21 protein-coding genes and 2 tRNA genes are annotated in these 24,870 nt (G+C 67.9%); 13 read left to right on the plus strand and 10 right to left on the minus strand.

Annotated elements, in window-relative coordinates; all coding sequences use genetic code 11:
- Window positions 1-42: 42 nt before the first annotated feature.
- The 4 genes from ACFPFG_RS10425 to ACFPFG_RS10440 all read left to right on the plus strand — a co-directional run bounded on the left by ACFPFG_RS10425 (window position 43) and on the right by ACFPFG_RS10440 (window position 4,201).
- Window positions 43-936: a YicC/YloC family endoribonuclease gene (locus ACFPFG_RS10425; protein ID WP_232245905.1), complete on the plus strand. Its 894-nt coding sequence runs from the start codon at window positions 43-45 to the stop codon at window positions 934-936.
- A gap of 44 nt (window positions 937-980) precedes the next feature.
- Window positions 981-1,610 (plus strand): guanylate kinase, encoded by a 630-nt coding sequence (gene gmk / locus ACFPFG_RS10430; protein WP_013803794.1) that lies wholly within the window; start codon window positions 981-983, stop codon window positions 1,608-1,610.
- A gap of 18 nt (window positions 1,611-1,628) precedes the next feature.
- Window positions 1,629-1,832, plus strand: a complete 204-nt coding sequence (rpoZ, locus tag ACFPFG_RS10435) for a DNA-directed RNA polymerase subunit omega (RefSeq protein ID WP_012203952.1) — start codon at window positions 1,629-1,631, stop codon at window positions 1,830-1,832.
- Window positions 1,833-1,933: 101 nt separating this feature from the next.
- Window positions 1,934-4,201 carry a RelA/SpoT family protein gene (locus tag ACFPFG_RS10440; protein ID WP_012203951.1) on the plus strand — a complete coding sequence of 756 codons (2,268 nt, stop codon included), beginning with the start codon at window positions 1,934-1,936 and terminating at the stop codon, window positions 4,199-4,201.
- A gap of 27 nt (window positions 4,202-4,228) precedes the next feature.
- Here the strand turns inward: ACFPFG_RS10440 and ACFPFG_RS10445 are convergent, their stop codons facing one another.
- On the minus strand, window positions 4,229-5,095 hold the full coding sequence (locus ACFPFG_RS10445; protein WP_380106368.1) for an NAD-dependent protein deacetylase: 867 nt from the start codon (window positions 5,093-5,095) through the stop codon (window positions 4,229-4,231).
- Between the two features lie 86 nt (window positions 5,096-5,181).
- Between ACFPFG_RS10445 and ACFPFG_RS10450 the strand changes: the two genes are divergently transcribed.
- Window positions 5,182-6,546 carry a lytic murein transglycosylase gene (locus tag ACFPFG_RS10450; protein ID WP_380106369.1) on the plus strand — a complete coding sequence of 455 codons (1,365 nt, stop codon included), beginning with the start codon at window positions 5,182-5,184 and terminating at the stop codon, window positions 6,544-6,546.
- 4 nt (window positions 6,547-6,550) lie between these two features.
- Here ACFPFG_RS10450 and greB read toward each other — a convergent pair whose 3' ends face one another.
- From greB to ACFPFG_RS10465, 3 genes are all read right to left on the minus strand, one after another.
- Complete coding sequence (gene greB, locus ACFPFG_RS10455) at window positions 6,551-7,117, minus strand: transcription elongation factor GreB (RefSeq protein WP_197957170.1); 567 nt, start codon at window positions 7,115-7,117, stop codon at window positions 6,551-6,553.
- Window positions 7,118-7,247: 130 nt separating this feature from the next.
- Window positions 7,248-7,324: transfer RNA gene (locus ACFPFG_RS10460), tRNA-Arg, on the minus strand.
- A gap of 172 nt (window positions 7,325-7,496) precedes the next feature.
- Window positions 7,497-7,573 (minus strand) — tRNA-Arg (locus ACFPFG_RS10465).
- A gap of 182 nt (window positions 7,574-7,755) precedes the next feature.
- On the opposite strand from ACFPFG_RS10465, the gene pdxR reads away from it, so the two are divergent.
- Window positions 7,756-9,285, plus strand: coding sequence for a MocR-like pyridoxine biosynthesis transcription factor PdxR (pdxR, locus tag ACFPFG_RS10470; protein ID WP_380106370.1), 1,530 nt, complete (start codon window positions 7,756-7,758; stop codon window positions 9,283-9,285).
- A 47-nt stretch (window positions 9,286-9,332) separates the two neighbouring features.
- Here the strand turns inward: pdxR and ACFPFG_RS10475 are convergent, their stop codons facing one another.
- Both ACFPFG_RS10475 and ACFPFG_RS10480 read right to left on the minus strand, forming a co-directional pair.
- Window positions 9,333-10,775 (minus strand): amino acid permease, encoded by a 1,443-nt coding sequence (locus ACFPFG_RS10475; protein ID WP_012203946.1) that lies wholly within the window; start codon window positions 10,773-10,775, stop codon window positions 9,333-9,335.
- A gap of 124 nt (window positions 10,776-10,899) precedes the next feature.
- Window positions 10,900-11,298 (minus strand): nuclear transport factor 2 family protein, encoded by a 399-nt coding sequence (locus ACFPFG_RS10480; RefSeq protein ID WP_013803799.1) that lies wholly within the window; start codon window positions 11,296-11,298, stop codon window positions 10,900-10,902.
- A 335-nt stretch (window positions 11,299-11,633) separates the two neighbouring features.
- On the opposite strand from ACFPFG_RS10480, the gene ACFPFG_RS10485 reads away from it, so the two are divergent.
- Window positions 11,634-13,055, plus strand: a complete 1,422-nt coding sequence (locus ACFPFG_RS10485; protein WP_197957172.1) for an NAD(P)/FAD-dependent oxidoreductase — start codon at window positions 11,634-11,636, stop codon at window positions 13,053-13,055.
- A 79-nt stretch (window positions 13,056-13,134) separates the two neighbouring features.
- On the opposite strand, the gene ACFPFG_RS10490 is transcribed toward ACFPFG_RS10485, so the two are convergent.
- Entirely contained in the window at window positions 13,135-13,536 is a 402-nt protein-coding gene (locus tag ACFPFG_RS10490; protein ID WP_047325961.1) for a group II truncated hemoglobin, read from the minus strand.
- A 39-nt stretch (window positions 13,537-13,575) separates the two neighbouring features.
- The gene (locus ACFPFG_RS10495; protein ID WP_380106374.1) at window positions 13,576-15,084 is read right to left on the minus strand and encodes an MFS transporter; all 1,509 of its coding nucleotides are present in this window, start codon (window positions 15,082-15,084) and stop codon (window positions 13,576-13,578) included.
- Between the two features lie 238 nt (window positions 15,085-15,322).
- On the opposite strand from ACFPFG_RS10495, the gene ACFPFG_RS10500 reads away from it, so the two are divergent.
- Window positions 15,323-16,204 carry a LysR family transcriptional regulator gene (locus tag ACFPFG_RS10500; RefSeq protein ID WP_197957173.1) on the plus strand — a complete coding sequence of 294 codons (882 nt, stop codon included), beginning with the start codon at window positions 15,323-15,325 and terminating at the stop codon, window positions 16,202-16,204.
- Between the two features lie 842 nt (window positions 16,205-17,046).
- Here ACFPFG_RS10500 and ACFPFG_RS10505 read toward each other — a convergent pair.
- Window positions 17,047-19,581, minus strand: a complete 2,535-nt coding sequence (locus tag ACFPFG_RS10505) for an ABC transporter permease (protein ID WP_380106376.1) — start codon at window positions 19,579-19,581, stop codon at window positions 17,047-17,049.
- Window positions 19,582-19,887: 306 nt separating this feature from the next.
- Between ACFPFG_RS10505 and nirB the strand changes: the two genes are divergently transcribed.
- From nirB to ACFPFG_RS10530, 5 genes are all read left to right on the plus strand, one after another.
- Complete coding sequence (gene nirB, locus ACFPFG_RS10510; protein ID WP_374620103.1) at window positions 19,888-22,404, plus strand: nitrite reductase large subunit NirB; 2,517 nt, start codon at window positions 19,888-19,890, stop codon at window positions 22,402-22,404.
- A gap of 37 nt (window positions 22,405-22,441) precedes the next feature.
- Window positions 22,442-22,783 (plus strand): nitrite reductase small subunit NirD, encoded by a 342-nt coding sequence (gene nirD, locus ACFPFG_RS10515; protein WP_183018866.1) that lies wholly within the window; start codon window positions 22,442-22,444, stop codon window positions 22,781-22,783.
- Window positions 22,784-22,850: 67 nt separating this feature from the next.
- Window positions 22,851-23,312: a hypothetical protein gene (locus ACFPFG_RS10520; RefSeq protein WP_183018865.1), complete on the plus strand. Its 462-nt coding sequence runs from the start codon at window positions 22,851-22,853 to the stop codon at window positions 23,310-23,312.
- A 90-nt stretch (window positions 23,313-23,402) separates the two neighbouring features.
- Window positions 23,403-23,813: a GNAT family N-acetyltransferase gene (locus ACFPFG_RS10525; protein ID WP_374620109.1), complete on the plus strand. Its 411-nt coding sequence runs from the start codon at window positions 23,403-23,405 to the stop codon at window positions 23,811-23,813.
- Between the two features lie 25 nt (window positions 23,814-23,838).
- Window positions 23,839-24,162 carry a hypothetical protein gene (locus ACFPFG_RS10530; protein WP_034390963.1) on the plus strand — a complete coding sequence of 108 codons (324 nt, stop codon included), beginning with the start codon at window positions 23,839-23,841 and terminating at the stop codon, window positions 24,160-24,162.
- 121 nt (window positions 24,163-24,283) lie between these two features.
- On the opposite strand, the gene ACFPFG_RS10535 is transcribed toward ACFPFG_RS10530, so the two are convergent.
- Window positions 24,284-24,439, minus strand: coding sequence for a hypothetical protein (locus ACFPFG_RS10535; RefSeq protein WP_232245907.1), 156 nt, complete (start codon window positions 24,437-24,439; stop codon window positions 24,284-24,286).
- Window positions 24,440-24,870: the final 431 nt, after the last annotated feature.

The following is a 24,870-nucleotide window of genomic DNA, read 5'->3' on the forward strand; positions in this document are numbered from 1 at the left end:
CAATTGCAAGCATCCATCAAAAGTCCAATGCCAGTTTACAGCATGACCGGATACGCCAGTGCCCAGCACGGCGCGTCCGCAGAAGATGGTGGAGCGTCGGGCCGCAACAGCCGGCTCGGTCTGGAGATCCGCTCGGTCAACAGCCGCTTCCTGGATCTTTCGTTCCGCCTGCCCGACGAGTTGCGCGCCCATGAGCCGGCCTTGCGGGCCCTTCTGACCGCCCGCCTCAAGCGCGGCAAGGTAGAAGTGCGCGCCGCCATCGACAACGACGACGGCAACTCCCTGCCCGACCCCTCCACCGCCATGCTGCAGCGCCTGGCCATGCTCCAGGACACCGTCCAGTCCTGGCTGCCCGACGCTCGCAGCCTGTCCGTCTCCGACGCACTGCGCCTGGCCAGCGGCGGCGCCAACTCGGCCATCGACTGGGGCAGCGTGCTGCCCACGCTGGCAGAGCAGGCCCTGACCGAACTGCTGGAGGCCCGCGCCCGCGAAGGCAAGCGCCTGGCCACCATGCTGCTGGACCGCATCGCCCAGCTGCGCAAGCTCGCGGCAGACGCCACGCCCCTGGTACCCCAGCTCGTGGAGCAGCAGCGCCTGCGCTTCATGGAGCGCTGGAAGGAGGCCATGGCCCTGGCCGAAGGCGCCGTGGCGCCCGAAGCCGCCCAGGACCGCGCCCTGACCGAGGCCACGGCCTTTGCCATCCGCATCGACGTGGCCGAGGAAGTCACCCGCCTGGACTCGCACCTGGACGAGATCCAGAGCCTGCTCAAGAAGGGCGGCGAGATCGGCAAGCGCCTGGATTTCCTGATCCAGGAACTGCACCGCGAAGCCAACACGCTGGGCTCCAAGTCCGCCACGCTGGAGCTGACCCGCATCAGCGTGGACATGAAGGTGCTGATCGAGCAGATGCGCGAGCAGGTGCAGAACATCGAATAAGCCCATCACAGATGCCCATGCGTAACCAAACTGCGCACAAATCCATGGATTACCCCGGAAACCTCTTTGTCGTCTCGGCCCCCAGCGGGGCCGGCAAGTCCAGCCTGGTGCGAGCCTTGCGCGAGTTCGATGCTCGCGTCTCGCCCTCCGTCTCCCACACCACCCGCGCGCCGCGTGGCCAGGAAAAGCACGGCCGCGAGTACTACTTCGTCTCCGACCAGGAGTTCGACACCATGGTGTCGAACAACGCCTTCGTCGAATGGGCGAATGTGCACAGCCGCCGCTACGGCACGGCCAAGAAGGCGCTGGAAGAGCGCATCCAGGTCGGCACCGACGTGCTGCTGGAGATCGACTACCAGGGCGCGCTGCAGGTCAAGGAGGCGTTTCCGAACGCCGTTCTGATCTTCATCCTGCCGCCCAGCTGGGACGAGCTTCGCGCACGCCTGGAAAACCGGGGCGAGGATGCGCCCGAGGTGATCGAGCTGCGCCTGACGAACGCGGCCGAGGAGATGGCCCAGGTGGCGAAATTCGACTTCGTTATAATCAACGAATTGTTCGAGAGCGCACTGTTTGATCTCAAGACGATCATCCACGCCCAGCGCCTCAAGTATGCGGCTCAGCGCAGCCGCCGCGCAGAGACCTTCGAGTCTCTCAATATTTCTGTACCCAACTGACGTTTCCCGGAGATCCTGATGGCACGCATCACTGTTGAAGACTGCCTGGAGCAGATCCCTAACCGCTTCCAGCTCGTGTTGGCCGCCACCTACCGCGCCCGCATGCTGAGCCAGGGCCACACGCCCAGGATCGAAACCAAGAACAAGCCCGGTGTCACCGCCCTGCGCGAGATCGCCGAAGGCAAGGTCGGCCTGGAGATGCTGAAGAAGGTTCCGGGCTGATTTGCTGCAAAGCAACACAATGGCCCCACAAAGAGCACCGCACAGCGGTGCTTTTTTTACATGAAGCCTGCACAAACCCGCATGCACGCTACATTTAAGTCATGAAAGCGGCCTTGACTTCGTTCACAGCCCCCTCTGATCCCGTACCGACACCCCGGCCCGAGCGCATGTCTGCAGAGCAGGCAGCGAGCGTGTCGGCCAATGCCTTTGCCGGACTGATGGAGCACCTGGGTTACCTGGATGCCACCAGCATCGAGCAGGTGCGCGAAGCCTATGCCTTTGCCGACCTGGCCCACAGCGACCAGTGGCGCAGCAGCGGCGAGCCCTACATCACCCATCCCATTGCCGTCACCGCGCTGTGCGCGAGCTGGAAGCTCGACGCGCCGGCCCTGATGGCCGCGCTGCTGCACGATGCGATGGAAGACTGCGGCGTCACCAAGGCGGACCTCGCCCAGCGCTTCGGCCAGGACGTGGCCGAGCTGGTCGACGGCCTCACCAAGCTGGACAAGCTGCAGTTCAACACGCGTGAGGAAAACCAGGCCGAGTCCTTCCGCAAGATGCTGCTGGCCATGGCGCGCGATGTGCGCGTCATCCTGATCAAGCTGGCCGACCGCACCCACAACATGCGCACCATGGGCGACATGCCGCGCAACAAGTGGGGCCGCATCTCGTCGGAGACGCTGGAGATCTACGCACCCATCGCCCACCGCCTGGGCCTGAACCAGACCTACCGCGAGCTGCAGGACCTGGCCTTCCGCCACCTGCATCCCTGGCGCTATGCCACGCTGGAAAAGGCCATCGCCCGCTCGCGCAAGCGCCGCCGCGACCTGGTCCAGCGGGTACAGGACGAGGTCAATGCGGAGTTCGCCGGCGCAGGCCTGCAGGCACGCCTGGCAGGGCGCGAAAGCACGCTGTATTCGCTCTATCTGCGCATGGAGAAGAACCAGCTGAGCTTTGCCAAGGTGACGGACGTCTACGGGTTTCGCGTCATCCTGCCGCGCGTGATCGACTGCTACACCGCGCTGGGCGTGCTGCACCAGATGTACAAGCCCATGCCGGGCCGCTTCAAGGACTACATCGCCATTGCCAAGAACAATGGCTACCAGTCGCTGCACACCACGCTGGTGGGCCCCTCGGGCGTGAACATCGAGTTCCAGATCCGCACCGAGGAAATGCACATCGTCGCCGAGGCCGGCGTCGCCGCGCACTGGCTGTACAAGGCCCAGCCCGGCCACGATTCCGAGCAGCTGGGCACGCAGTGGCTGCAGTCGCTGCTGGACATACAGAACGAGACGCGCGATGCGGCCGAGTTCTGGGACCACGTCAAGGTGGACCTGTTCCCCGACGCCGTCTACGTGTTCACGCCCAAGAGCGAGATCATGGCCATGCCGCGCGGCGCCACCGTGGTGGACTTCGCCTATGCCATCCACAGCAAGGTCGGCAACCACATGACGGCCGCGCGCATCAACAACGAGGAAGTGCCGCTGCGCACCGAACTCAAGAGCGGCGACGTGGTGCAGATCGTCACCTCCGAGGACGCCACGCCCAACCCGGCCTGGCTGGGCTTCGTGAAGACGGGCCGCGCGCGCTCCAAGATCCGCCACTACCTGAAGTCGGCCGCGCAAAGCGAATCGGCCCGCCTGGGCGAGAACCTGCTGGCCCAGGCCATGCGGGCCGAAGGCATGGATGCCGTGCCGCCGGCCGATGAGGCCAACCAGGCACTGTGGGACGAGGTGCTGCGCATGGCCGGCAGCCGCAGCCGCGCCGACCTGATGGTGGACATCGGCATGGGCCGGCGCATTGCGTCGCTGGTGGCCTCGCGCCTGACGGCGCTGATGGCGCGCCACGGCCACCGGCCCGACGCCCTGCTGCTCACGCGCGAACGCTTCAACTCCAGCAACCGCCCCTTCCAGGGTGCCGTGCTGCTGGACGGCTCCAACCAGGGCTCCATCCACTACGCGCAATGCTGCCGCCCCGTGCCGGGCGACCCCATCGTGGGCTACCTGGGCAGCGGCGAAGGCCTGATCGTCCACCATGCGCAGTGCAAGATCGCGCAGCGCCTGCAGGAAAAGGACAGGGACCGCTTCATCGTGGTCGAGTGGGCCGATGACATGGATGCCGCGCGCCTGTTCGAGGCACGCATCGTGGTCACCGTCAACAACGGCAAGGGCGTGCTCGCGCGCGTGGCGGCCGAGCTGGCCGGCGCCGAGGTGGACATCCTGCGCGTGGACATGGCCGACGAGGCGGCCATGAGCACCACGGACCTGTGCTTCGTGATCTCGGTGCACGACAACCAGCAGGTGGAGTCCGCGCTGCGCAACCTGCGCCGCGTGCACTCGGTGGTGCGCGCATCGCGCGTCATCCCCTGAACACTGCCCCGCTCCTGCGGGGTTTTTTCATTGCTCCAGGTCCTGGGCCAGCTGCTGCAGCAACGGGCCGCAGTCCTGCTCGATCTTGAGGGCCAGCAAATCCTCGGAGCGCATGCGGCCCTGGTTGATGGCCGCCACCGGCTTGCCCTGGGCCACGGCCTCATGCACAAAGCGCAGGCCTGAATACACCATCAGCGACGAACCGGCGACCAGCAGCCCGCCGGCCTGCTGCAGCATGGCGCGCACGGCCTGCACCCGCTGGCTGGGCACGCCTTCCCCGTAGAACACCACATCGGGCTTGAGCACGCCGCCGCAGTGCGGGCAGGCGGGCACGTCGAAGCGGCTGAAGTCGCGCCCCTCCAGATCGGCATCGCCGTCGGGCGCGGCCTGGGCGCTCAGGCCGGCCCAGCCAGGGTTGCGCTCCAGCAGCATGGTCTGCAGCACGGCGCGCTCCATGCCGGTGCCGCAGCCCATGCAGCGCACGGCTGCGATGCGGCCGTGCAGGTCGATGACGCCATCGCTGCCAGCGGCCGTGTGCAGGCCGTCCACATTCTGGGTGACCAGGCCTTCGATCCATCCGCGCTGCTGCAACTGCGCCAGTGCCGCGTGGGCTTGGCCGGGCCGGGCCTGCGCCATCACGGGCCAGCCCAGCAGGCTGCGCGCCCAATAGCGCTGGCGCGTGGCATGGCTGCCCATGAAGGCCTGCAGCGTCACCGGCTGGGGGCGCTTCCACTGGCCTTCCAGATCCCGGTAGTCCGGAATGCCGGAGCCCGTGCTGCAGCCCGCACCCGTCAGCACCAGCCAGCGCCGGCCGGGCGGCAGCAAGGCGCGCAGGGCCGGCGCGGCATCGTGCAGAACCGGGGATGGTGATGGCAGCGTAGCGATGGCGGTCATGGCCGCACAGCATAGCGGCCCCGCACGCCCAATGCAGAAACACCGTGTTGCACTCCGAGCCGGGGCGCAGCGGAGACAATGGCCGGATGCCCCACGCACACGCCACCGCCCAAGCCACCGCCCACGCCTTTCCCACCGCCCGCCAGCCCGCCGCGCTGAACCGTGCCGCCCTGGCCACCGCCCTGGCCGCCGTGCTGCTGGCCGGCTGCGCGTCCCGGCCGGCGCCTGCGCCGGCGGTCACGGTGCCGCCCACCATGCCCGTCCCCACGGCGCCTGCCGCGCCCGTGCAGCCCGAACCCGCCACCGCGCCGGATGCCGACCAGCAGGCCGAGGCCACCAGCTTCGAAGCGTGGAAGCGGGATTTCGCGCGCAAGGCGCTGGACGCCGGCATCTCGGAGAAAACCGTGCGCAGCGCACTGGAGCCTGCCCGGCTGCAGCGCCGCGCGGTACAGCTGGACCGCTCGCAGCCCGAATTCACGCGCACGCCCTGGCAGTACCTGGACAGCGCCGTATCGGCCCAGCGCATTGCCCAGGGCCGTGCCAAGCTGCGCGAAGCGGCTGCACCGCTGCAGTCGGCCAGCCAGCGCTATGGCGTGCCGGCCGAGGTGATCGCCGCCATCTGGGGCATGGAAAGCAATTTCGGCGGCAACTTCGGCAACTTCCCCACGGTCGATGCGCTGGCCACGCTGGCCTTTGACGGCCGGCGCGCCGCCTGGGCGCAAAAGGAGCTGCTCGCAGCCCTGCGCATCATCGACAACGGCGATATCGATGCGGCCCACATGATCGGCTCCTGGGCGGGGGCCATGGGCCACACGCAATTCCTGCCCTCCGTGTTCCTGGCCTATGCGGTGGACGCCGATGGCGATGGCCGCCGCGACATCTGGGGCAGCCTGCCCGATGTGACGGCCTCCACGGCGAACTACCTGGCCCACTCGGGCTGGAAGACGGGCGAGCCCTGGGGCATGGAAGTACGCCTGCCGGCAGGCTTTGACCATGCACGCGCCGAGACCAGCGTGCGCCAGGACAGCGCGCAATGGGCGGCCGAGGGCGTGCAGGCCGTGGACGGCTCCGCCCTGCCCGCCATGGCCGATGCCAGCGTGATCGCACCGGCCGGCGCACGCGGGCCGGCCTTCATGGTGGGCGCCAACTTCCGCACCATCCTGCGCTACAACAACTCCGTGAATTACGCGCTGGGCGTGGGCCTGCTGTCGCAGCAACTGGCCGGTGGCCCGGGCGTGCAGACGGCCTGGCCGCGCGATCTGGCACCGCTGTCGCGCGAGCAGTTGCGCGCCTTGCAGGCCGCGCTCAACGAACGGGGATTTTCGGCCGGGACGGCCGATGGCGTGATGGGCCCGGCCACGCGCGCGGGCCTGCGCCAGTTCCAGCAAAGCCAGGGCCTGGTGGCCGACGGCTATCCCACGCTGGAGCTGCTGCAGAAACTGCAGCCCTGAACGCTCACCCGGCGGCGCTGCCCGGCTCCGGGTAGCTGACTTCCAGCACCTCCAGCGTGCGCACACCTGCGGGTGTGGGCAGGGCCACCTCGTCGCCCACACGGGCCTTGAGCAGGGCGCGCGAGACGGGTGCGATCCAGCTGACCTGCTGGCGTGCGCTGTCGGCCTCGTCGATGCCCATGATGGTGATGGTGCGCTCCTCGCCCTCGTCATCGACATAGGTGACGGTGGCGCCGAAGTAGATCTGCTCGCTGCCGGCATGCACCGAGGGATCGACCACCTCGGCGATCTCCAGCCGCTTGGTCAGAAAGCGGATGCGCCGGTCGATCTCGCGCAGGCGCTTCTTGCCGTAGAGATAGTCGCCGTTCTCGGAGCGGTCGCCATTGCTGGCCGCCCAGTGCACGATCTCCACGATGCGCGGGCGCTCGTTGTCGATCAGGTCCAGCAGCTCCGTCTTCAGCCGCGCGAAGCCCTGGGGCGTGATGTAGTTCTTGCCGCCCGGCGGCAAGGGCGGCAGGCCGACTTCATCATCGTCGTCGCCGTCGGATTCCTTGGTGAAAGCCTTGCTCATAGGGAGCCGATCTTCACACAGATCACCGCAGCAGGCGAAGACGCCGCACAAACCGAGACACCAACGGCGGCACCAACTGCGATACCAACGAAAAAGCCTCAGAACTTTGCAGTTCTGAGGCTTGTCGTTTTGGTGCGGCTGGCAGGAATCGAACCCACGACCCCTTGGTTCGTAGCCAAGTACTCTATCCAGCTGAGCTACAGCCGCCAAGCTTTGAATTATAGCGTGCTTTTTGAACGCTTACGGAAAACCATGAAAATATCGAAAAATAACCGTTGACCAGCGACTGAACCATTGCCTGGACCATTGCCACGGCCTCTGTGCGTGGCGCCTGAAACGAAAAAGCCTCAGAACTTTGCAGTTCTGAGGCTTGTCGTTTTGGTGCGGCTGGCAGGAATCGAACCCACGACCCCTTGGTTCGTAGCCAAGTACTCTATCCAGCTGAGCTACAGCCGCCAAGACAACGATTGTATATCAATTTCCGGCCTCTCCGCAAAAATTGCAACCATCGCAAACTCCGGGCCCCGTGGCGCACCGGCTGGCCTATATTGGCCGGTCGCGATTGCAGGCCCTGCCCTGCACCTGCGCGGGAGACAAACACAGCGAGCGGCCCGCCGCAGCGGCGGGAACGACAAGACATGACAGACAAGCGCGCGGCCACGCAGCCGCAACCGCCCGAGGGCGCCATGTGGGGGCAGCTGTTTCGCCGCAGCGCCCGCCCCTCCCTGAGCCTGCAGGGCCAGATCCGCGAGATGCTGGTCGATGCCATCCTCTCGGGCATCCTCGCACCCGGCGAATCCATTCCCTCCAGCCGCGAGCTGGCGCGCCACCTGGGCGTGGCACGCATCACCGTCGTGCTGGCCTACCAGCAGCTGGCCGAGGAAGCCTTTTTGCTGAGCCGCCAGCGCAAGGGCCACTTCATCCATCCCGACGTACTCAAGGGGCGCACGCCGGGCGGCGCTGCGGCCAGCAGCACCCCTGGCGAAGGCCGCCGCACCGACTGGTCGCGGCGCCTGTGGCTGCTGCCCAGCCAGCAGCGCAGCATCGTCAAGGAAGAGGACTGGCAGCGCTACCCCTATCCCTTTCTGTACGGCCAGTTCGACAAGGAACTGTTTCCCACGGCCGCCTGGCGCGAGTGCTGCCTCAAGGCCCTGGGCGTGCTGGACATACGCCAGTGGGCGCCCGACCAGATCGCGCGCGACGACGAGATGCTGATCCAGCAGGTGCAGACCAAGATCCTGCCGCGCCGCGGCGTCTGGGCCTCGGCCGACGAGCTGATCATTACCGTGGGTGCGCAGCACGCCCTGTACATGGTGGCCGACCTGCTGATGCGCGAGGGCACGGCCGTGGGCATCGAGGAGCCCGGCTACCCCGACGCGCGCAACATCTTCAGCAGCCGCACTTCACAGGTCATCCCGCTGCCGGTGGACGGCCAGGGCCTGCCGGTCACGCCGCTGCTGCGCCAGCTCGACTACCTCTACGTGACCCCCAGCCACCAATGCCCCACGGGCGTGACCATGCCGCTGGCGCGGCGCGAGGCGCTGCTGGAGATGGCCGAGGAGCACGACATCATCCTCATCGAGGACGACTACGAGAGCGAGAGCAGCTTCGACGGCCAGCCCATTCCGGCGCTCAAGAGCCTGGACCGCAGCAACCGCGTGATCTACGTGGGCAGCCTGTCCAAGAGCCTGGCGCCAGGCCTGCGCGTGGGCTACATCGTGGCTGCGCCCGAGCTGATCCGCGAGCTGCGCGCGCTGCGCCGGCTGATGATCCGCCACCCCGCCACCTTCGTGCAGCGCACGCTGGCCATGTTCATCTCCCTGGGCCATTACGAGGCCCAGCAGCGGCGCCTGGCACAGGCGCAGAAGGAGCGGCACGCGGCGCTGACGGCCGCCATGGCCGAGCATGCGCCCGGCTGCCGCATCACGCCCGTGCGCGGCGGCGGCTCGTGCTGGGTGCAGTTGCCCGACCACATGCCTGTGCAGGCCCTGGCGCAGCGCGCCGCAGCGCACGGCGTGCTCATCGAGCCCGGCGATGTGTTCTTCGCCCGCCCGGGCACGCCCGGCAGCTTCATGCGCATGGGCTACCAATCCATACCCGCCAACGACATCGGCCAGGGCGTGAAGGCCCTGGCCGATGCGATGCGCGAGGAGCAGCCCGAGGAGTAACGCGAAAAGTGGCCGGAACCGGCCCCGCCGGTCCCGTCGCCCCTGGGTCAGTACTTCTGCGGCTCGGGCTGCGCGGCCTCGGACAGCGAGGACACCACCGGCGCCACGCCACGCTGCAGGAACTGCCGCACGCCATAGGCCAGCAACAGGATGCACAGGCTGGCCACGCCCAGCGCCAGCGGCGTGCGCTGCTCGGGGATGAAGGCCATGGCGATGACGATGGACAGCATGCCGAAGATGGCGAACCAGGTCAGGTACGGATAGCACCACATGCGCACCTTGAGCAGGTGCGGCGCCTCGCGCTCCAGGCGGGAGCGCAGGCGCAGCTGCGAGATGGCGATCAGGATGTAGACGAAGATCGCCACCGTGCCGTAGGAATTGACCAGGAAGGCGAACACCTTGTCGGGCGACACATAGGACATCACCACGGCGCCGTAGCCGAACACCGTGGCCACCAGGATGGCGCGCGTGGGCACGCCGTTGCGGCTGACCTTGGCCAGCGCCTGGGGCGCATCGCCGCGCCGCGTCAGCGCGAACAGCATGCGCGAGGATGCATACAGCCCCGAGTTCAGCGCCGACAGCACGGCCGTCAGCACGATGGCGTTCATGATCTGCGCGGCAGCCGGCACGCCCATGGTGTTCAGTGCGCTCACATACGGCGTGGCGATGCCAACCGCATTCCAGGGCACCAGGCAGGCCACCAGGAAGATGGAGCCCACATAGAACACCAGCACGCGCGTGATCACCGAACTGGTGGCCTTGGCCACGGCCTTCTGCGGCTCGGCCGTTTCAGCCGCCGCGATGGTCACGATCTCGGCGCCGAAGTAAAAGCCCGTGGCCGCCACGGCCCCGGTCAGCACCGGCACGATGCCGTTGGGCATGAAGCCGCCATTGCCGGTGAGGTTGCCGAAGTGCATGCCCTGCGAAGCAGGCGTCAGGCCCAGCACGTAGACGCCGGCCACGAACAGGAAGACCACGATGGCCGCCACCTTGATGGAGGCGAACCAGAACTCGAACTCGCCAAAGGACTTCACCGAGACCAGGTTGGTCAGCGTCAGCATCACCAGCAGCACCAGGCTGATGCTCCAGTTGGGCACATCGGGCAGCCAGTAGCGCACCAGGTCGGCGCCGGCCACGGCCTCCAGCGCCACGACGATGACCCAGAAGTACCAGTACATCCAGCCCGTCAGAAAGCCTGCCAGCCGGCCCACGCCGGGGCGGTCGCGCCAGGCCTCTCGCGCATATTCGTAGAAGGACCCTCCGCCGGGCATGGAGCAGGCCAGCTCGCCCAGCATGCGCATGACCAGCACCACGAGCAGGCCCGTGATGAGGAAGGAAAGAATCGCGGCCGGCCCGGCCGACTTGATGACGACGCCGCTGCCCACGAACAGCCCGGCGCCGATGACGCCGCCCAGGGCGATCATGGTCATGTGCCGCTGTTTGAGCCCGTGTGAAAGCCCCGGCGAAGAGGCTTGCTGATGTCCGATCATGTCTTGTCTCCTGTTGCGTTCAGGCGCCACGGCTGATGCTCTGTTGTGGTGGCTGCGCAGGTGCGCGCCTTGCCGTGGCGTATCCGGTGTTCCCGGTGGCACGGGGCCGCAAGGCCCCGCGCCGTCAGGCGGCCGCCACCGGCGGGCGGTCCTTGCGGAAGGCGTTCTTCACGGCGATCTTTCCGTCCTTGAAGGTGAAGACATCCACCATGCGCGCTTCCACGCGCAGGCCGTCGGCCTTGGTGCCCTTGAAGGTGCTCTCGGACACGCCACGGTCGCCCTGCACGAAATGGTCTCCATCGAGCCAGGCCGCATCGGGGAAGGCCTGCCAGGCCATCTGGAAACCCTCGCGCACCGCCTGGCGGCCGACGAAGCTGCGGCCCATGAGATCGGGCCCGGCCACGGCGTGGAACTCGCATTCATCGGCCATGAAGCCCATCAGGGCCTCGATGTCGTGGCGGTTCCAGGCCTCGGCGAAGCGGGCCAGGAACTGGGCGTCCGGAGGGTTGGTGTCTGCGCTCATGCTGTCTCCTTGTCTGTGGTGGGTACCACGGCGCCGGGCCCCGGGCAGGGCCGCCGCGCCGCGTCATCGAAATGTCGATGGGCCATGGTAGGTAGCAGGCACACGGACCCGTTAGAACCAGATGCCATCAATCGTTAGGTCCAGGCGCGCGCACCGGCCGCCACTGGCTCTATCGAAAGCTTGGCTGTGGCGCTAACTGGCTCCATGGCCTGCTGGCTATGCTGATTCCATCGTCGGCGCACCGCCTTGCAGGGCTCGCCGGCATTGGCCCCATTCCACCGAATCCATAGCAAAAAGCGGCAGATCCCAAGCCGCCGCACCAGGAGACATCCGCCATGAAAGCCGAGGACATCCGCCCCAGCCACCTGCGTCCCTATGACCCGAAATACGACCCGCTGGTGGCGGCCAACCCGGGCCATGGCACGGGCTATGCGCCCACCTACTGGGTCGGCACGGCGGGACGCCCGCCAGATGATGACGGCCCCGTCAGCGGCGACATGGACGTGGATGTGGCCATCGTCGGCTCGGGCTTCACGGGCCTGGCCACGGCGCTGTTCCTGGCGCGCGAGCACGGCATACGCGCCGTGGTGCTGGACGCCAACCAGACCGCCTGGGGCTGCACCAGCCGCAACGGCGGCCAGGGGCAGAACGCCAGCGGGCGCCTGTACCGCTCGCAATGGATCGCACGCTGGGGCAAGGACGTGGCGCTCAAGCTCGACGCCGAGATCCGCGAGGGCTTCCAGACCTTCAAGGACCTGGTGGCCGAATTCCCCGAGTGCGAGCCCCAGCCCGGCGGCCACCTCTACATCGCCCACCGCGAAAAGAAACTCGACTTCCTGCGCAACGAGACCCAGATCATGCGCGAGGTCTTCGGCTACGACGCCCGCATGCTCAGCCCCGAGGAGCTGCGCCGCGACTATGTGAACGATGCCGACAGCCACGGCGCCATGCACGAGCCCGACGGCATCGGCGTGCACCCGCTCAAGCTGGCCTTCGGCTACCTGCGCAAGGCGCGGGAGCTGGGCGTCAAGGTGCACCCGGCCAGTCCGGTGCTGGGCGTCGAGACGCGCAACGGCGTGCACCACCTGCGCACGCCCGGCGGCACCGTGCGGGCGCGCGCCGTGGGCTTTGCCACGGGCGGCTACACCAGCAACGCCCTGCATGGCAGCCTGCGCTCCAAGATCATGCCCATCCTCTCGAACTCGCTGGTCACGCGGCCGCTGACCGAGCAGGAGCTGGAGGCCACGGGCTTCAAGACCACCCAGGTCATCACCGACACCCGCACGCTGCGCTTTTACTACCGCCGCCTGCCCGACAACCGCGTGCAGATCGGCAGCCGCAGCGCCGTCACGGGTGCCGATGCGCCCAACCCCATCCACATGGCCAAGCTGGTGGACGGCCTGCACCGCAAGTTCCCGGCGCTAGAAGGCATCACCATCGACTACTCCTGGTGGGGCTGGGTCGATGTGAGCCACGACATGATGCCGCGCGTCTTCCAGCCCGATCCGGCCCAGAGCATCTTCTACGCCGTGGGCTACGGTGGCAACGGCGTCTCCTTCTCGGCCCACGCGGGCCGTCGCATGGCCGAGCGCATCGCGGGGCGCCAGAGCAAGACCTTCGAGCTGCCCATCTACAACTCGGAGCTGGAGTATCCGAACGTCTTCAACATGGTGCGCTCACCGGCGTTTGCGCCGTTTCGCCGGTTGGGGCAGCGGTTCCTGTACCACTGGTACTACATGCGCGACGAAAAGCTCTGAACCCCAGCCGTTTGCTGCTTGGGCCGGCCACCTGCAGGGGGCCGGCCCTTTTTTCAGCGGCGCCGGGGTCAGCCACCTGCTACCGGTTCCGCATCCAGTCGGCCGTGTTCATGAAGCTGGCCTTGAGGCGCACGCGCAGCTCCTCGGGCACGCCGGTCTCGCCCATGGCCTGGTCCATGCAGGCCACCCACTGGTCGCGTTCCAGGATGCCGATGGAAAACGGCATGTGGCGCATGCGCAGGCGCGGATGGCCGAAGCGGTCCTGGTAGTGGTCGGGGCCGCCCAGCCAGCCGCACAGGAACCAGAACAGCTTCTGGCGCGCATCGGCCAGCGTGCTGCCATGGGCGGCGCGCAGTTCGGCGTAGCCGGGCTCCAGGTCCATCAGATCGTAGAAACGGTCCACCAGGGCCTGCACCCTGGGCTCGCCGCCGATCCATTCATACGGGGTCTGGGGGGCGTTGTTCTGGGATTCCTCTGACATGGCGAAAAGCGGCTGGCGGCTGAGTGAAACCCGCGATTGTCAGGCATGTGCCATGTCCGTGCCCGCACCGGTATCCGTGGGGGCCCCGGCACGCAGGAACCCGTACACCGCCAGCGCCGTGAGCACCGTGATGCCCGCCAGCACATCCAGCAAGATGCCAAAGGCCTGGCCATAGGCCGCCAGCACGGCGGGTGCAGACAGGCCAGGCAGCAGGGCCATGGCCTCGGCGATGTTCCCTGTCACCAGCAACTGCGCCGCGCGGCCGGTGGCATGCACGGACTGCACCGCCTGCATCGCCTGGGGCGCCTGGGGCGCCAGGGCCGACAGACGCCATGCCAGCAATGCGGCCAGCCCCGCGCCCACCAGCGCCAGCGCCATGCCCTCGCCCGCCACGCGCACCGTGCTGAAAATTCCCGTGGCCATGCCGGCGCGCTCGCTGGGCACCACGCTCACGGCCAGGCCATCCATCAACCCCCAGGGCAGCCCGATGCCCAGGCCGATCAGCAGCAGCGGGGGCGCCATCTGCGCAAAGGCCGTGCCCGGCGCGCACCCGCCCAGCCACAGCAGGCCCGCCGCGCAAACCAGCAACCCCGCCAGGCACAGCAGCGCGGCCGAAACCCAGCGCGTGAGCCAGCCCGCCAGCAACGGCACGAACAGCATGGGCAGGGACAACACAAACATCAGCTGCCCTGCCTGCAGCGGCGCCATGCCCTCCACGCCGATGAAGCGCACCGGCAGCAGCACCAGCAGCACCACGAAGGCATAGGCCGGCGCACCCGCCAGCAACTGCACGCCCACGAAACGCGGATAGCGAAACAGCGACAGGTCCAGCATGGGCTGCCCCGTGCGCTGCTGCACGCGCCGCTCCACGGCCACAAAGGCCGCCAGCGCCAGCGCGGCACCGGCCAGCGGCAGCAGCGCCGCCCCGCTGGACCAGCCCGCCTCCGGCCCCTGCAGCACGCCCCAGGTCAGCAGCGCCAGGGCTGCGGTGAACAGCAGCGCACCAGCCCGGTCCAGCCGCTGCGCCTGCGGATTGCGCGACTCCGGCATGCAACGCAGCCCCAGCACCAGCGCGGCCAGCGCCACGGCGGCCACGCAAAGCATCACGCCGCGCCAGCCCGCCACGCCCAGCAACCAGCCCGACAGCAACGGCCCGAAGGCCAGGCCCACGCCGAACGACGTGCCCACGCAGCTGAAGGCCCGCATGCGCCCCGCTCCATCGAACACCTGGGCCAGCGCCGCCGTGCCACCCGCCAGCGCGGCGGCCGCGCCCAGGCCCTGCAGCCCGCGCAGCAGATTGAAGCCGATGATGGCCCCCTGCCCGCGCAGGCAGGCCTGGGCCAGCGCGCTGGCCAGCACCACGCCCAGCCCCATCAGGAAAACGCGCCGCCGCCCGTGCAGATCGGCCAGCGCGCCGGCCGCCATCAGCGTGGCGCCAAAGCTCAGCATGAAGGCATTCGTCACCCAGTTGAGCGCCAGCGGCCCACCGCCCAGCGCCTCGCGCAGCGCAGACAGGGCCACGGCCGGCCCGGTAAAGCTCAGCGGCATGGCCAGCGCCGCGAGACACACCGACAACAGCACCCAGACCGGGGATGCACGCGGTCGCGCTGTACCGTGGAGCGCACCCGGTGCGCGGGAAGAAGTCAGGCAGGAGGACATGGTTGGCAAGGCTTTCGCAATTTCCCGGCCGCACATGGCCGGGCATGCATGAACGATAAAAGCGCTGCAATGCCGTGAAAATAGCTGTCAGACTCCCCACACTCCCAACCCCAGGTTGGCAATCGACATGGACAGCTTCAGCGGACTCGAATCCTTTGTGCGTGCAGCCGACCTGCTGAGCTTTGCCGAGGCCGGGCGCGCCCTGGGCATCTCGGCCTCGGCCGTGGGCAAGAACGTGGCGCGGCTGGAACAGCAACTGGGCCTGCGCCTGTTCCAGCGCACCACGCGCCAGGTGCGGCTCACGCAGGAAGGCGCGCTGTTCCACGAGCGTTGCCGCCGCATCCTGGATGAACTGCACGATGCCCGCGCCACCATGCAGGCCGCCGCCCAAGCCCCACGCGGGCGGCTGCGCGTGAGCCTGCCCACCATCGGCTACCGCTTCCTGCTGCCCGTGCTGCCCGAATTCCAGGCCCTGTACCCGGAGGTTGACCTGGACCTGGACTTCAACGATCACCTGGTGGACGTGGTCGAGGCCGGCCTGGATGTGGTCATCCGCAGCGGCGAACTGGCCGACTCGCGCCTGGTGGCGCGCCGGCTGGGGCCGTTCCGCTTCATCCTGGCCGCCTCACCCGACTACCTGGCGGCACGGGGCATTCCGCAATCGCCCGCCGAACTGGCACGGCACAGCTGCCTGCGCTACCGCTTCCTGAGCAGCGGCAAGCTGGAGGAGTGGGTGCTCCCCGGCATGCCGCCCCACCTGCCCGCCGCCCTGGTCTGCAACAACATGGAAGCCATGCTGGGTGCCGCCGTGGCGGGCATGGGGCTGGCCTATATGCCTGACTTCCTGGCGCGCGATGCACTGCGGCGTGGCGAACTGCAGCGGGTGCTGGCCGAGGAGCTGACGCACACGGGGCAGTTTTCTGCGCTGTGGGCGTCGAGCCGGCAGTTGTCGCCTAAGGTGAGGGCGTTTGTGGATTTTGTGGGGGGGAGGTTGTTCAAGGAGTCTTGAACGGGGCCGTCCCCTGCTGTTGCTCGTTCTTGTCCCTGCTGTTGCTCGTTTCTGCCCCTGGTGTTGCTCGTTTCTGCCCCTGCCGGGTGGTTGTTTTTCGAGGCCGGGTCTCGGCCCGGCGGCCGACCTACTTTCCTTTGTTTCGCCAAAGGAAAGTAGGCAAAGCAAAGGCGACCCGAATGTCCGCGACCCTCCGCTTCGCTGCGGGCAACCTGCGTCGTGGCGGTTGCGGGGTTCGCTGCGGAACTCGCTTTGCGCTTCGCGCGCCGCTCAGACAACCGCAGCGAGTCAGATCACGAAGCAGTCCTGTCCTTCGGCAGGACTGCAACCCCGCAATCACCACGCCGCAGGCGCTGACATACGGGAAGTTGGTGCGGGCCTTTGCTTCGCTCGGCCCCTGGTTTGAAGCCGAACGCAGTGATGGCGCCGGCTGTTGGCTGTTGGCTGTTGGCTGTTGGCTGTTGGCTGTTGGCTGTTGGCTGTTGGCTGTTGGCTGTTGGCTGTTGGCTGTTGGCTGTTCCCCAGCCTCCCCCCTTCTGCCCACGCCTGCGTTGGGCGGGATGCGGGGTGGCAGCCCTGCCGAAGGACAGGGCTGCTTCGTCATCTGACTTGCCGCAGTTGTTTGAGCGAAGCGCGCCAGCGCGCAGCGAGTTCTGCGGCACACCCCGCATCCCGCCCAACGCAGGTCGCCCCGTAGCGAAGCGAAGGGGTCGTGGGCAGTGCGGGGCGCGCTTCTTTGCCTACTTTCTTGCCGCGCGGCAAGAAAGTAGGTCGGCCGCCGGGCCGAGACCCGGCCTCGAAAAGAAACCGCCCGGCAGGGGCAAAAAACAGAAATCAAAGTCCTACTCAGCCACCTGCCTCAACGTATCCATCACAGGCCTCCTCAACACCTCCCGCAACGCCCACCACCCCGCCATCCAGGCCAGCAGGGCCCCGGCCACGGCCCCTGCCAGAGGAGCCCACCAGGGCACGGTCCAGCTGAACTCGAATACCCAGCGCGCCAAGGCCCAGCCCACGGCCCCGGCGGCGCAGCTGGCCAGGAAGCCGGCCAGCAGGCCCACACCGGCGAGTTCGGCACGCTGCACCTGCGCCAGCAGCCGGGCCTGGGCGCCGACGGCGCGCATGATGGCGTACTCGCGGGCGCGCTCCTCGCGCGTGGCGGTGACGGCGGCGAAGAGCACGACCAGGCCGGCCGCCAGGGTGAAGCCGAAGAGGAATTCCACCGCGCGTATCACCTGGTCCAGCACGCGCTGCACCTGGGCCAGCGTGGTGCTCAGGTCCACGTTGGTGATATTGGGAAACTCGCGCACCAGGGCGTTGTCGAAGCCCGCCACGTCGGGCGCGCGGTAGGCGGCCAGGTAGCTGACGGCCACGTCGTCCAGGTGGTCCACGGGGTAGATGACGAAGAAGTTGGCCCGCATCGATCCCCAGTCCACCTTGCGCAGGCTGGTGATGCGCGCCTCGCTGGGCACGCCGCCCACGTCGAAGCCCAGCGTGTCGCCCAGCTTGAGGCCCAGCGTCTCGGCAATGCCGTCCTCCACGCTGATCTCCCCCTTGGCGCCAGGCGTCCAGGTGCCTGCCGTGATCAGGTTGTGCGCGGGCGCCTGCGCCGTGGTGGAGAGGTTGAACTCCCGGTCCACCAGGCGCTTGGCGCGGTCTTCGCTGAAGTCGTCGGGGCTGACCGGCTTGCCGTTGACGCTCACCAGGCGCCCCCGGATCATGGGGAACCAGTCATAGGAGGTGACGCCGGCCTTGTCCAGCGCCGCGCGGAAACCATCGGCCTGCTCGGGCTGTACGTTGATGACGAAGCGGTTGGGTGCATTGGCCGGCGTGGCCTGGCGCCAGCTTCCGATGAGGTCGGTGCGCAGCAGCACCAGCAGCATGAGCGCCAGCAGGCCCACGGCCAGGCTGCTGATCTGCACCACGGCATAGGCCGGGCGCGCGGCGATCTGGCGCGTGGCAAGCACCAGCCAGCGCGGCGCCGTGCTCTCGTGCACCAGGCGGCGCAGCATCTGTACCGCCAGCCAGCCCAGGGCCGCGAACAGCAGCACGGCCACGGCAAAGCCGCCCACGGCGATCAGGCCCAGCTTGATGTCGCGGCTGGCGGCCAGCAGCAGCGCGGCAAAGCCGGCCACGCCAACGCCCAGCACAACCACCGATGCGGGCTTGAGCGCGCCCAGGTCACGGCGCATGACGCGCAGCGGCGGCACGCGCGCCAATTGCAGCACGGGCGGCAGGCCAAAGGCCAGCAGCAGCGTCAGGCCCATGCCCACGCCAAAGGCGGCAGGCCACAGGCCGGGCGCGGGCAAGGCGGTTTCCACCAGCCCGGCCAGCAGCAGCACGAACACATGGTGGATGGCCCAGCCCAGCAGCACGCCCGCCGCGCTGGAGGCCAGGCCGACCAGCACGAACTCCACCGTGTAGGCGCCCGCAATGCGCCGCTGGCTCTGGCCCAGCACGCGCAGCATGGCCGAGGCGTCCAGGTGGCTGTTGGCAAAGCCGCGCGCCGCCAGCGCCACGGCCACGGCCGACAGCAGGGCCGCCAGCAGGGCCACCAGGCTCAGGAATTTCTCGGCGCGGTCCAGCGTCTGGCGCATTTCCGGGCGGCCGCTGTCCAGCGACTCCACGCGCACGCCATGCACGCCGGGCGCCTTGGCCTGCTGCTCGGCCCAGAGGCGGTAGCGCTGCGCGGCAGCCTCGGCGCCAGAGCCTTCGCCGGCCACGGCAAGGCGGTAGGTGATACGGCTGGCCGGCTGCACCAGACCCGTGGCGGCCAGGTCGGCGGAGGCGATCATCACGCGCGGCGCAAAGTTCATGAAGCCCGCGCCCCGGTCGGGTTCGATGGCGATGATGCGCGCCACGCGCAGTTGCGCATCGCCCAGCAGCAGCACGTCTCCCACCCCAATGCCCAGCGCCTCCAGCAGCGGCGCATCGACCCAGGCCTCGCCCCGCGCCGGAATATCGCGCGTGGCCCGCTCGGCCGCGCCCAGCGCATCGGCCACGCGCAGGCTGCCGCGCAACGGATAGCCAGGCACCACGCTCTTGAGCGCCACCAGCCGGCTCATGCCGCCCTGGGCGTCACTGGCGCGCGCCATGGTCGGAAAGCTGGCCGTCTCCACGGACTGCAGGCCCTCGGCGCGCGCCTGCTCGGCAAAGGCCGGCGCCGTGGGGTTGTCGCTGACCACCACCACATCGCCGCCCAGCAGCTGGCGCGCATCACGCTGCAGCCCCGCCTGCAGCCGGTCGGCAAAAAATCCCACCGAGCTGAGCGCGGCCACGGCCAGCATCACGGCGACGATCAACAGGCGCAACTCGCCCGCGCGCAGGTCGCGCCACAGGGTGCGCCAACCCAGGGTCCATGCAGAAGATCCATTCATGCCGCGCAGATTAGCGCAGGCAGCGATGGGCAGCATCGCGCAACGGCTATTGGCAGGCGTGGGCCCGATGCGCGACAAGCCCGCCCCCTCGATGCGGTGATCTCCCGCCCTGCACCACCACGGCGCACCCCGCCCCTGCACGGTGCGGCGGGCGCATTGCGGTGCACGCTGCCTGCCGGCCGTACAGCCATGCACCACGGGCAGGCGATGCACCGCATGCTGGCACGGCGCTTGCATTGGCTGCGCTGACCCGCCGGCCACAGCCTGCGGCCCCGCAAACACTGGATGCAGAACGCAGGACGCCAGATGAACATCGTTGTGATCGGCCACGGCATGGTGGGCCATAAATTCCTCGAGCAGTTGCATGCCCTGGGCGTGGCGGATGCGAACGTCACCGTGCTGTGCGAGGAGCCACGCGCCGCCTATGACCGCGTTCACCTGTCGGAGTTCTTCTCGGGCAAGAGCGCCGAGGACTTGAGCCTGGTCGAGCCCGGCTTCTTCGAGGCCAGCGGTTTCACGCTGCGCCTGGCCGCCAGGGCCGCAACGGTGGAGCGGCGCGACCGCACCGTGACCACGGCCGATGGCGAGGTCATCCCCTACGACAGGCTGGTGCTGGCCACGGGCTCGGCACCCTTCGTGCCGCCCGTGCCGGGGCGCGACCGGCCGCACTGCTTTGTCTACCGCACCATCGAGGACCTGGAGGCCATGCAGGCATCGGCCGCGCGCTCCAGGACCGGCGTGGTGGTGGGCGGTGGCCTGCTGGGCCTGGAATGCGCCAAGGCCCTGCGCGACCTGGGCCTGGAGACCCATGTGGTCGAGTTCGCCCCGCGCCTGATGGCCGTGCAGGTGGACGACGGCGGCGGCCGCGTGCTGCGCAGCAAGATCGAGGACCTGGGCGTGCAGGTGCACACGGGCCGCAATACGCTGGAGATCACCGACGGCGCCACGGCGCGCCACCGCATGGTGTTTGCCGACGGCACGCACCTGGAGACCGACATGATCGTCTTCTCGGCCGGCATCCGCCCGCGCGACGAGATCGCGCGCCAGTGCGCCCTGGCCATAGGCCCGCGCGGCGGCGTGGCCGTGGACGACCATTGCCGCGCCAGCGACCGCAATGTCTACGCCATTGGCGAATGCGCCTCCTGGCGCGAGCAGACCTTCGGGCTGGTGGCTCCCGGCTATGACATGGCGCGCGTGGCGGCCCGCCACATCGCGGGCGAGGCCGAGGCCGCCTTCGGCGGGGCCGATCTCAGCACCAAGCTCAAGCTCATGGGCGTGGATGTGGCCAGCATCGGCGACGCCCAGGGCAAGACGCCGCGCAGCCGCAACTACCAGTTCATCGACGAGCGCAAGCAGGTCTACAAGAAGCTCGTGGTCAGCGAGGACGGCCGCCAGCTGCTGGGCGCCGTGCTGGTGGGCAATGCCGATGAGTACGGCACGCTGCTGCAGATGACGCTCAATGGCATCGCCCTGCCCGAGGAGCCCGAGTTCCTCATCCTGCCCTCCAGCGACGGCAAGGCCAGGCCCGGCCTGGGCGTGGACGCCCTGCCCGACACGGCGCAGATCTGCTCGTGCAACAACGTCACCAAGGCGCAGATCTGCGCGGCCGTGGGCGAAGGCGCCTGCACCATGGCCGAGCTCAAGTCCTGCACCCAGGCCGGCGCCACCTGCGGCGGCTGCGTGCCGCTGGCCACCCAGGTCATGAAGGCCGAGATGGCCCGGCGCGGCATGGCCGTCAACAACCATGTCTGCGAGCATTTCCCGCATTCGCGCCAGCAGCTGTACCACCTGGTGCGCGTGGGCGGCATCAAGACCTTCGACGAGCTGCTGCACCGCCACGGCAAGGGCCTGGGCTGCGATGTCTGCAAGCCGCTGGCGGCCAGCATCCTGGCCTCGTGCTGGAACGAGTTCGTGCTGCAGCCCCAACTCGCCAGCCTGCAGGACAGCAACGACTACTACCTGGGCAACATCCAGAAGGACGGCAGCTACTCCGTGGTGCCGCGCATGCCCGGCGGCGAGGTCACGCCGGACGGCCTGATCGCCGTGGGCCAGGTGGCCAAGAAGTACGGCCTGTACACCAAGCTCACGGGCGGTGCCCGCGTGGACCTGTTCGGCGCGCGCGTGGAGCAGCTGCCGCTGATCTGGGAGGAGCTGATCGCCGCCGGCTTCGAGTCCGGCCATGCCTACGGCAAGTCGCTGCGCACCGTCAAAAGCTGCGTGGGCTCCACCTGGTGCCGCTACGGCGTGGACGACAGCGTGGGCCTGGCCGTGCAGCTGGAAAACCGCTACAAGGGCCTGCGTGCGCCGCACAAGATCAAGTTCGGCGTCTCGGGCTGCACGCGCGAATGCGCCGAGGCCCAGGGCAAGGACGTGGGCGTGATCGCCACCGACAAGGGCTGGAACCTCTACGTCTGCGGCAACGGCGGCATGAAGCCGCGCCATGCCGAGCTGATCGCCTCCGACCTGTCCAAGGAAAGGCTGCTGCAGCTCATCGACCGCTTCCTGATGTTCTACGTGCGCACGGCCGACCGCCTGCAGCGCACCAGCACCTGGCGCGAGAACCTGGAAGGCGGCCTGGACTACCTCAAGGACGTGGTGGTCAACGACAGCCTGGGCCTGGGCGCCGAACTGGACGCGCAGATGCAGCACGTGGTGGACACCTACCAGTGCGAATGGAAGACCGCCGTCACCACGCCCGAAGTGCGCCAGCGCTTTCGCAGCTTCATCAACAGCGACCAGCCCGACGAGCACATCGTCTTCGTGCAGGAGCGCGGCCAGATCCGCCCGGCGCGCAGCGAAGAGCGCAGCGAGGCCCTGGCCTGATCCAGGCCCGCACCGATACCACGGACAAGGCACTGCCATGACACACCCCACCCAAGAACACTGGATGCCCGTCTGCGCCACCCGCGACATCGTCCCCGACACGGGGGTCTGCGCCCTGGTCGAAGGCCGGCATGTGGCGGTCTTTCGCCTTGGCGAAGACCGCTTCTACGCCATAGACAACGTGGACCCGCGCTGCGGCGCCAGCGTGCTCGCACGCGGCCTGGTCGGCAGCCTGGGCGAGCGCATCGTCGTCGCCTCGCCCATCTACAAGCACCACTTCGACCTGGCCACCGGCGAATGCCTGGAAACGCCCGAGCACTCCGTGCGCGCCCATGCGGTGCGCAGCGAGAACGGACAGTTGCTGGTCGCGCTGCACTGAGGTCCCGGGCAGACCAGCCTGGGGAGGGGTCCCCCCGTCCCGTGATGGCGCGGTAGAACCATCTGCCTTGCATATCGGCATCACCACGGCGGTGGACGAAGACGCACCGCGCCTGTTCCAGTGGGACCATACGTTCTCCTGGTATGTGTGGAACGGCGGCTCCCCCGCGGCCCAGTTCGGCCTGAGCGCAGGCTGGGTCAGCGTGGCGGGCATCACCCGGCTGCCGGCCCGCTGGGACGATGACGGCGAACGCTTCAAGCACCAGGGCGACGGCATCATCCTGCTGCTGGACGGCGCGCGCGAAACCCGCGACGTGGGAACTGCGCTGTTCCCCAGCCTGCTGCGCGCCGAGCTGCACGGCGTGCGCGCCACGGTGGAGGCGCACTCTAACGCAGTCACCATGGCCGGCCTGGCCGAAGGCTCTGCCGTGGGCATCGACCTGCGCGACCAGGGCAATGCCTATACCGCATCGCTGCGTGTCGTCTCGAATGGATGGACCCAGGCCTACACGATCGATCGCTGGGATTGAGCGCGGCGATCTGCCCGCCCTCCCGGCAGGCGCCTGCCTATGATGGCGCTCTGCCGATCCTCCGATATGCCCCTTGCGCCCTCACCATCCATGAACTACCGCATTGAAGACCACGTCCCCGCCGTCCAGGACTACATCCAGATCCGGCTGGCTGCCGGCCTGAGCCGCAAGTCGCCCGAGGCGGCCGCCATCGGCCTGAAAAACGGCCTGTTCAGCGTGGTCGTCTATGCCGATGCAACGCCGGTTGGCATAGGCCGCGTGATCGGAGACGGCGGCTGCTTCTTCGAAATCGTGGACATCGCCGTCATCCCCGAGCACCAGAAAAAGGGCCTGGGCCACCTCATCATGCAGCGCCTGATGCAGTACATCCACGGCAATGCCCTGCCCACGGCCTATGTCAGCCTCATGGCCGACCACGGCACGCCGGAGTTCTATCGCCGCTATGGGTTCGAACCCTCCCTGCCGCCCAGGAAGGCGGGCATGTCCTTGCGCATTGTTTGACTGCAGAGGCCCGATCAAGACAGAGATGAACAACAAACTGAGAGCAGCGGCAGTGATCGCCGCAGCGTTTTTGGCCGTGGCCTTCCTTGTGCCTGCGCCGAAAAGTGTGCCGCTCACCGAGCGCTATCCCGGTCCTTGGAGAACTGATTTCAGCCGAGACATCGCCATCGCCCTGGGCAAGAACCAAGCTATCGGCTGCGTGCAATTCCAATACCGGGAGAGCCGCCTGGACCCAGGCGAGTACCTTGTGTACTGCAATGACCGGGGCATGTGGAGGTCCTATCTGGTCTGGATCCCGTCGCAGAAGATCACCGGGCCGCACATGATTGATGCCTCGATTCCGCCGTGATCGAAGAATCCGCACTGGCGTGCAAGATGGCGCCGCATTGAGTTCAGCCACGTCCCATGCCGGCGGCGCGGCACCATGGAATCCGCCCGACAGGGCGCCTGCCCGTGCCCGACCTGCGGGCTCAGGCGTAGAAGGACAGCAACGCCAGGCACACGATGACCACGATGGCCGCCGTGATGAGCATCACCCTGAAGCCGCCGTCGCTGCTGCGCAGCAACCGCAACTCCAGCAGGGCCGCACCCACCCGGGCCATCCAGAAACAAAGCAGTTCCACCATGGGCGCAGCATAAGCGGCCCGGCAGATCAGGTGCGGGGCGTGGAAAATGCCGGCGAGTGCCTGGGCATCGCAGGCCATCGAGATGTCGTGAAGCCCGTTACCCACAGGGAGGTTTATGGAACAGATTCGGGAACAGTCAGCTGACCGCAGGCCAGCCGCAAAGAGGAAAAGAATCCTCTTGGTCTGCACAGGCAATATGCCCCTACATTTCCACTATCCACAGGAATATAGCCTTTCCAATCAACTACTTATGAGAATGTGACAACAGGCATTTTTGGTTGTGGATAGTGGAAATATAGTGAAGTTGGATCAATCACTTAGCACTCAGTTAGGGAACACGTTGCAAGAGCCTGCGGAGGCAGGATTGATGCGAGCAGAAACGACAAAAGCCCCTCGGCGCCTTGATGGCTGCCGAGGGGCTTTTTTGCGTT

Source organism: Delftia deserti, from assembly GCF_042653485.1.
Lineage (GTDB): Bacteria > Pseudomonadota > Gammaproteobacteria > Burkholderiales > Burkholderiaceae_C > Comamonas > Comamonas acidovorans.

Bases quoted from the DNA above. Each gene is read 5' to 3' on its own strand.
- ACFPFG_RS10445 (WP_380106368.1), bottom strand. From the start codon at position 5,095: ATGACCGCCATCGCTACGCTGCCATCACCATCCCCGGTTCTGCACGAT.
- ACFPFG_RS10440 (WP_012203951.1), top strand. From the start codon at position 1,934: ATGAAAGCGGCCTTGACTTCGTTCACAGCCCCCTCTGATCCCGTACCG.
- greB (WP_197957170.1), bottom strand. From the start codon at position 7,117: ATGAGCAAGGCTTTCACCAAGGAATCCGACGGCGACGACGATGATGAA.
- ACFPFG_RS10530 (WP_034390963.1), top strand. From the start codon at position 23,839: ATGAACAACAAACTGAGAGCAGCGGCAGTGATCGCCGCAGCGTTTTTG.
- gmk (WP_013803794.1), top strand. From the start codon at position 981: ATGGATTACCCCGGAAACCTCTTTGTCGTCTCGGCCCCCAGCGGGGCC.
- rpoZ (WP_012203952.1), top strand. From the start codon at position 1,629: ATGGCACGCATCACTGTTGAAGACTGCCTGGAGCAGATCCCTAACCGC.
- ACFPFG_RS10450 (WP_380106369.1), top strand. From the start codon at position 5,182: ATGCCCCACGCACACGCCACCGCCCAAGCCACCGCCCACGCCTTTCCC.
- ACFPFG_RS10535 (WP_232245907.1), bottom strand. From the start codon at position 24,439: ATGGTGGAACTGCTTTGTTTCTGGATGGCCCGGGTGGGTGCGGCCCTG.
- ACFPFG_RS10525 (WP_374620109.1), top strand. From the start codon at position 23,403: ATGAACTACCGCATTGAAGACCACGTCCCCGCCGTCCAGGACTACATC.
- pdxR (WP_380106370.1), top strand. From the start codon at position 7,756: ATGACAGACAAGCGCGCGGCCACGCAGCCGCAACCGCCCGAGGGCGCC.
- nirB (WP_374620103.1), top strand. From the start codon at position 19,888: ATGAACATCGTTGTGATCGGCCACGGCATGGTGGGCCATAAATTCCTC.
- ACFPFG_RS10500 (WP_197957173.1), top strand. From the start codon at position 15,323: ATGGACAGCTTCAGCGGACTCGAATCCTTTGTGCGTGCAGCCGACCTG.
- ACFPFG_RS10485 (WP_197957172.1), top strand. From the start codon at position 11,634: ATGAAAGCCGAGGACATCCGCCCCAGCCACCTGCGTCCCTATGACCCG.
- ACFPFG_RS10425 (WP_232245905.1), top strand. From the start codon at position 43: ATGACCGGATACGCCAGTGCCCAGCACGGCGCGTCCGCAGAAGATGGT.
- ACFPFG_RS10480 (WP_013803799.1), bottom strand. From the start codon at position 11,298: ATGAGCGCAGACACCAACCCTCCGGACGCCCAGTTCCTGGCCCGCTTC.
- nirD (WP_183018866.1), top strand. From the start codon at position 22,442: ATGACACACCCCACCCAAGAACACTGGATGCCCGTCTGCGCCACCCGC.
- ACFPFG_RS10495 (WP_380106374.1), bottom strand. From the start codon at position 15,084: ATGCCGCTGAGCTTTACCGGGCCGGCCGTGGCCCTGTCTGCGCTGCGC.
- ACFPFG_RS10505 (WP_380106376.1), bottom strand. From the start codon at position 19,581: ATGAATGGATCTTCTGCATGGACCCTGGGTTGGCGCACCCTGTGGCGC.
- ACFPFG_RS10475 (WP_012203946.1), bottom strand. From the start codon at position 10,775: ATGATCGGACATCAGCAAGCCTCTTCGCCGGGGCTTTCACACGGGCTC.
- ACFPFG_RS10490 (WP_047325961.1), bottom strand. From the start codon at position 13,536: ATGTCAGAGGAATCCCAGAACAACGCCCCCCAGACCCCGTATGAATGG.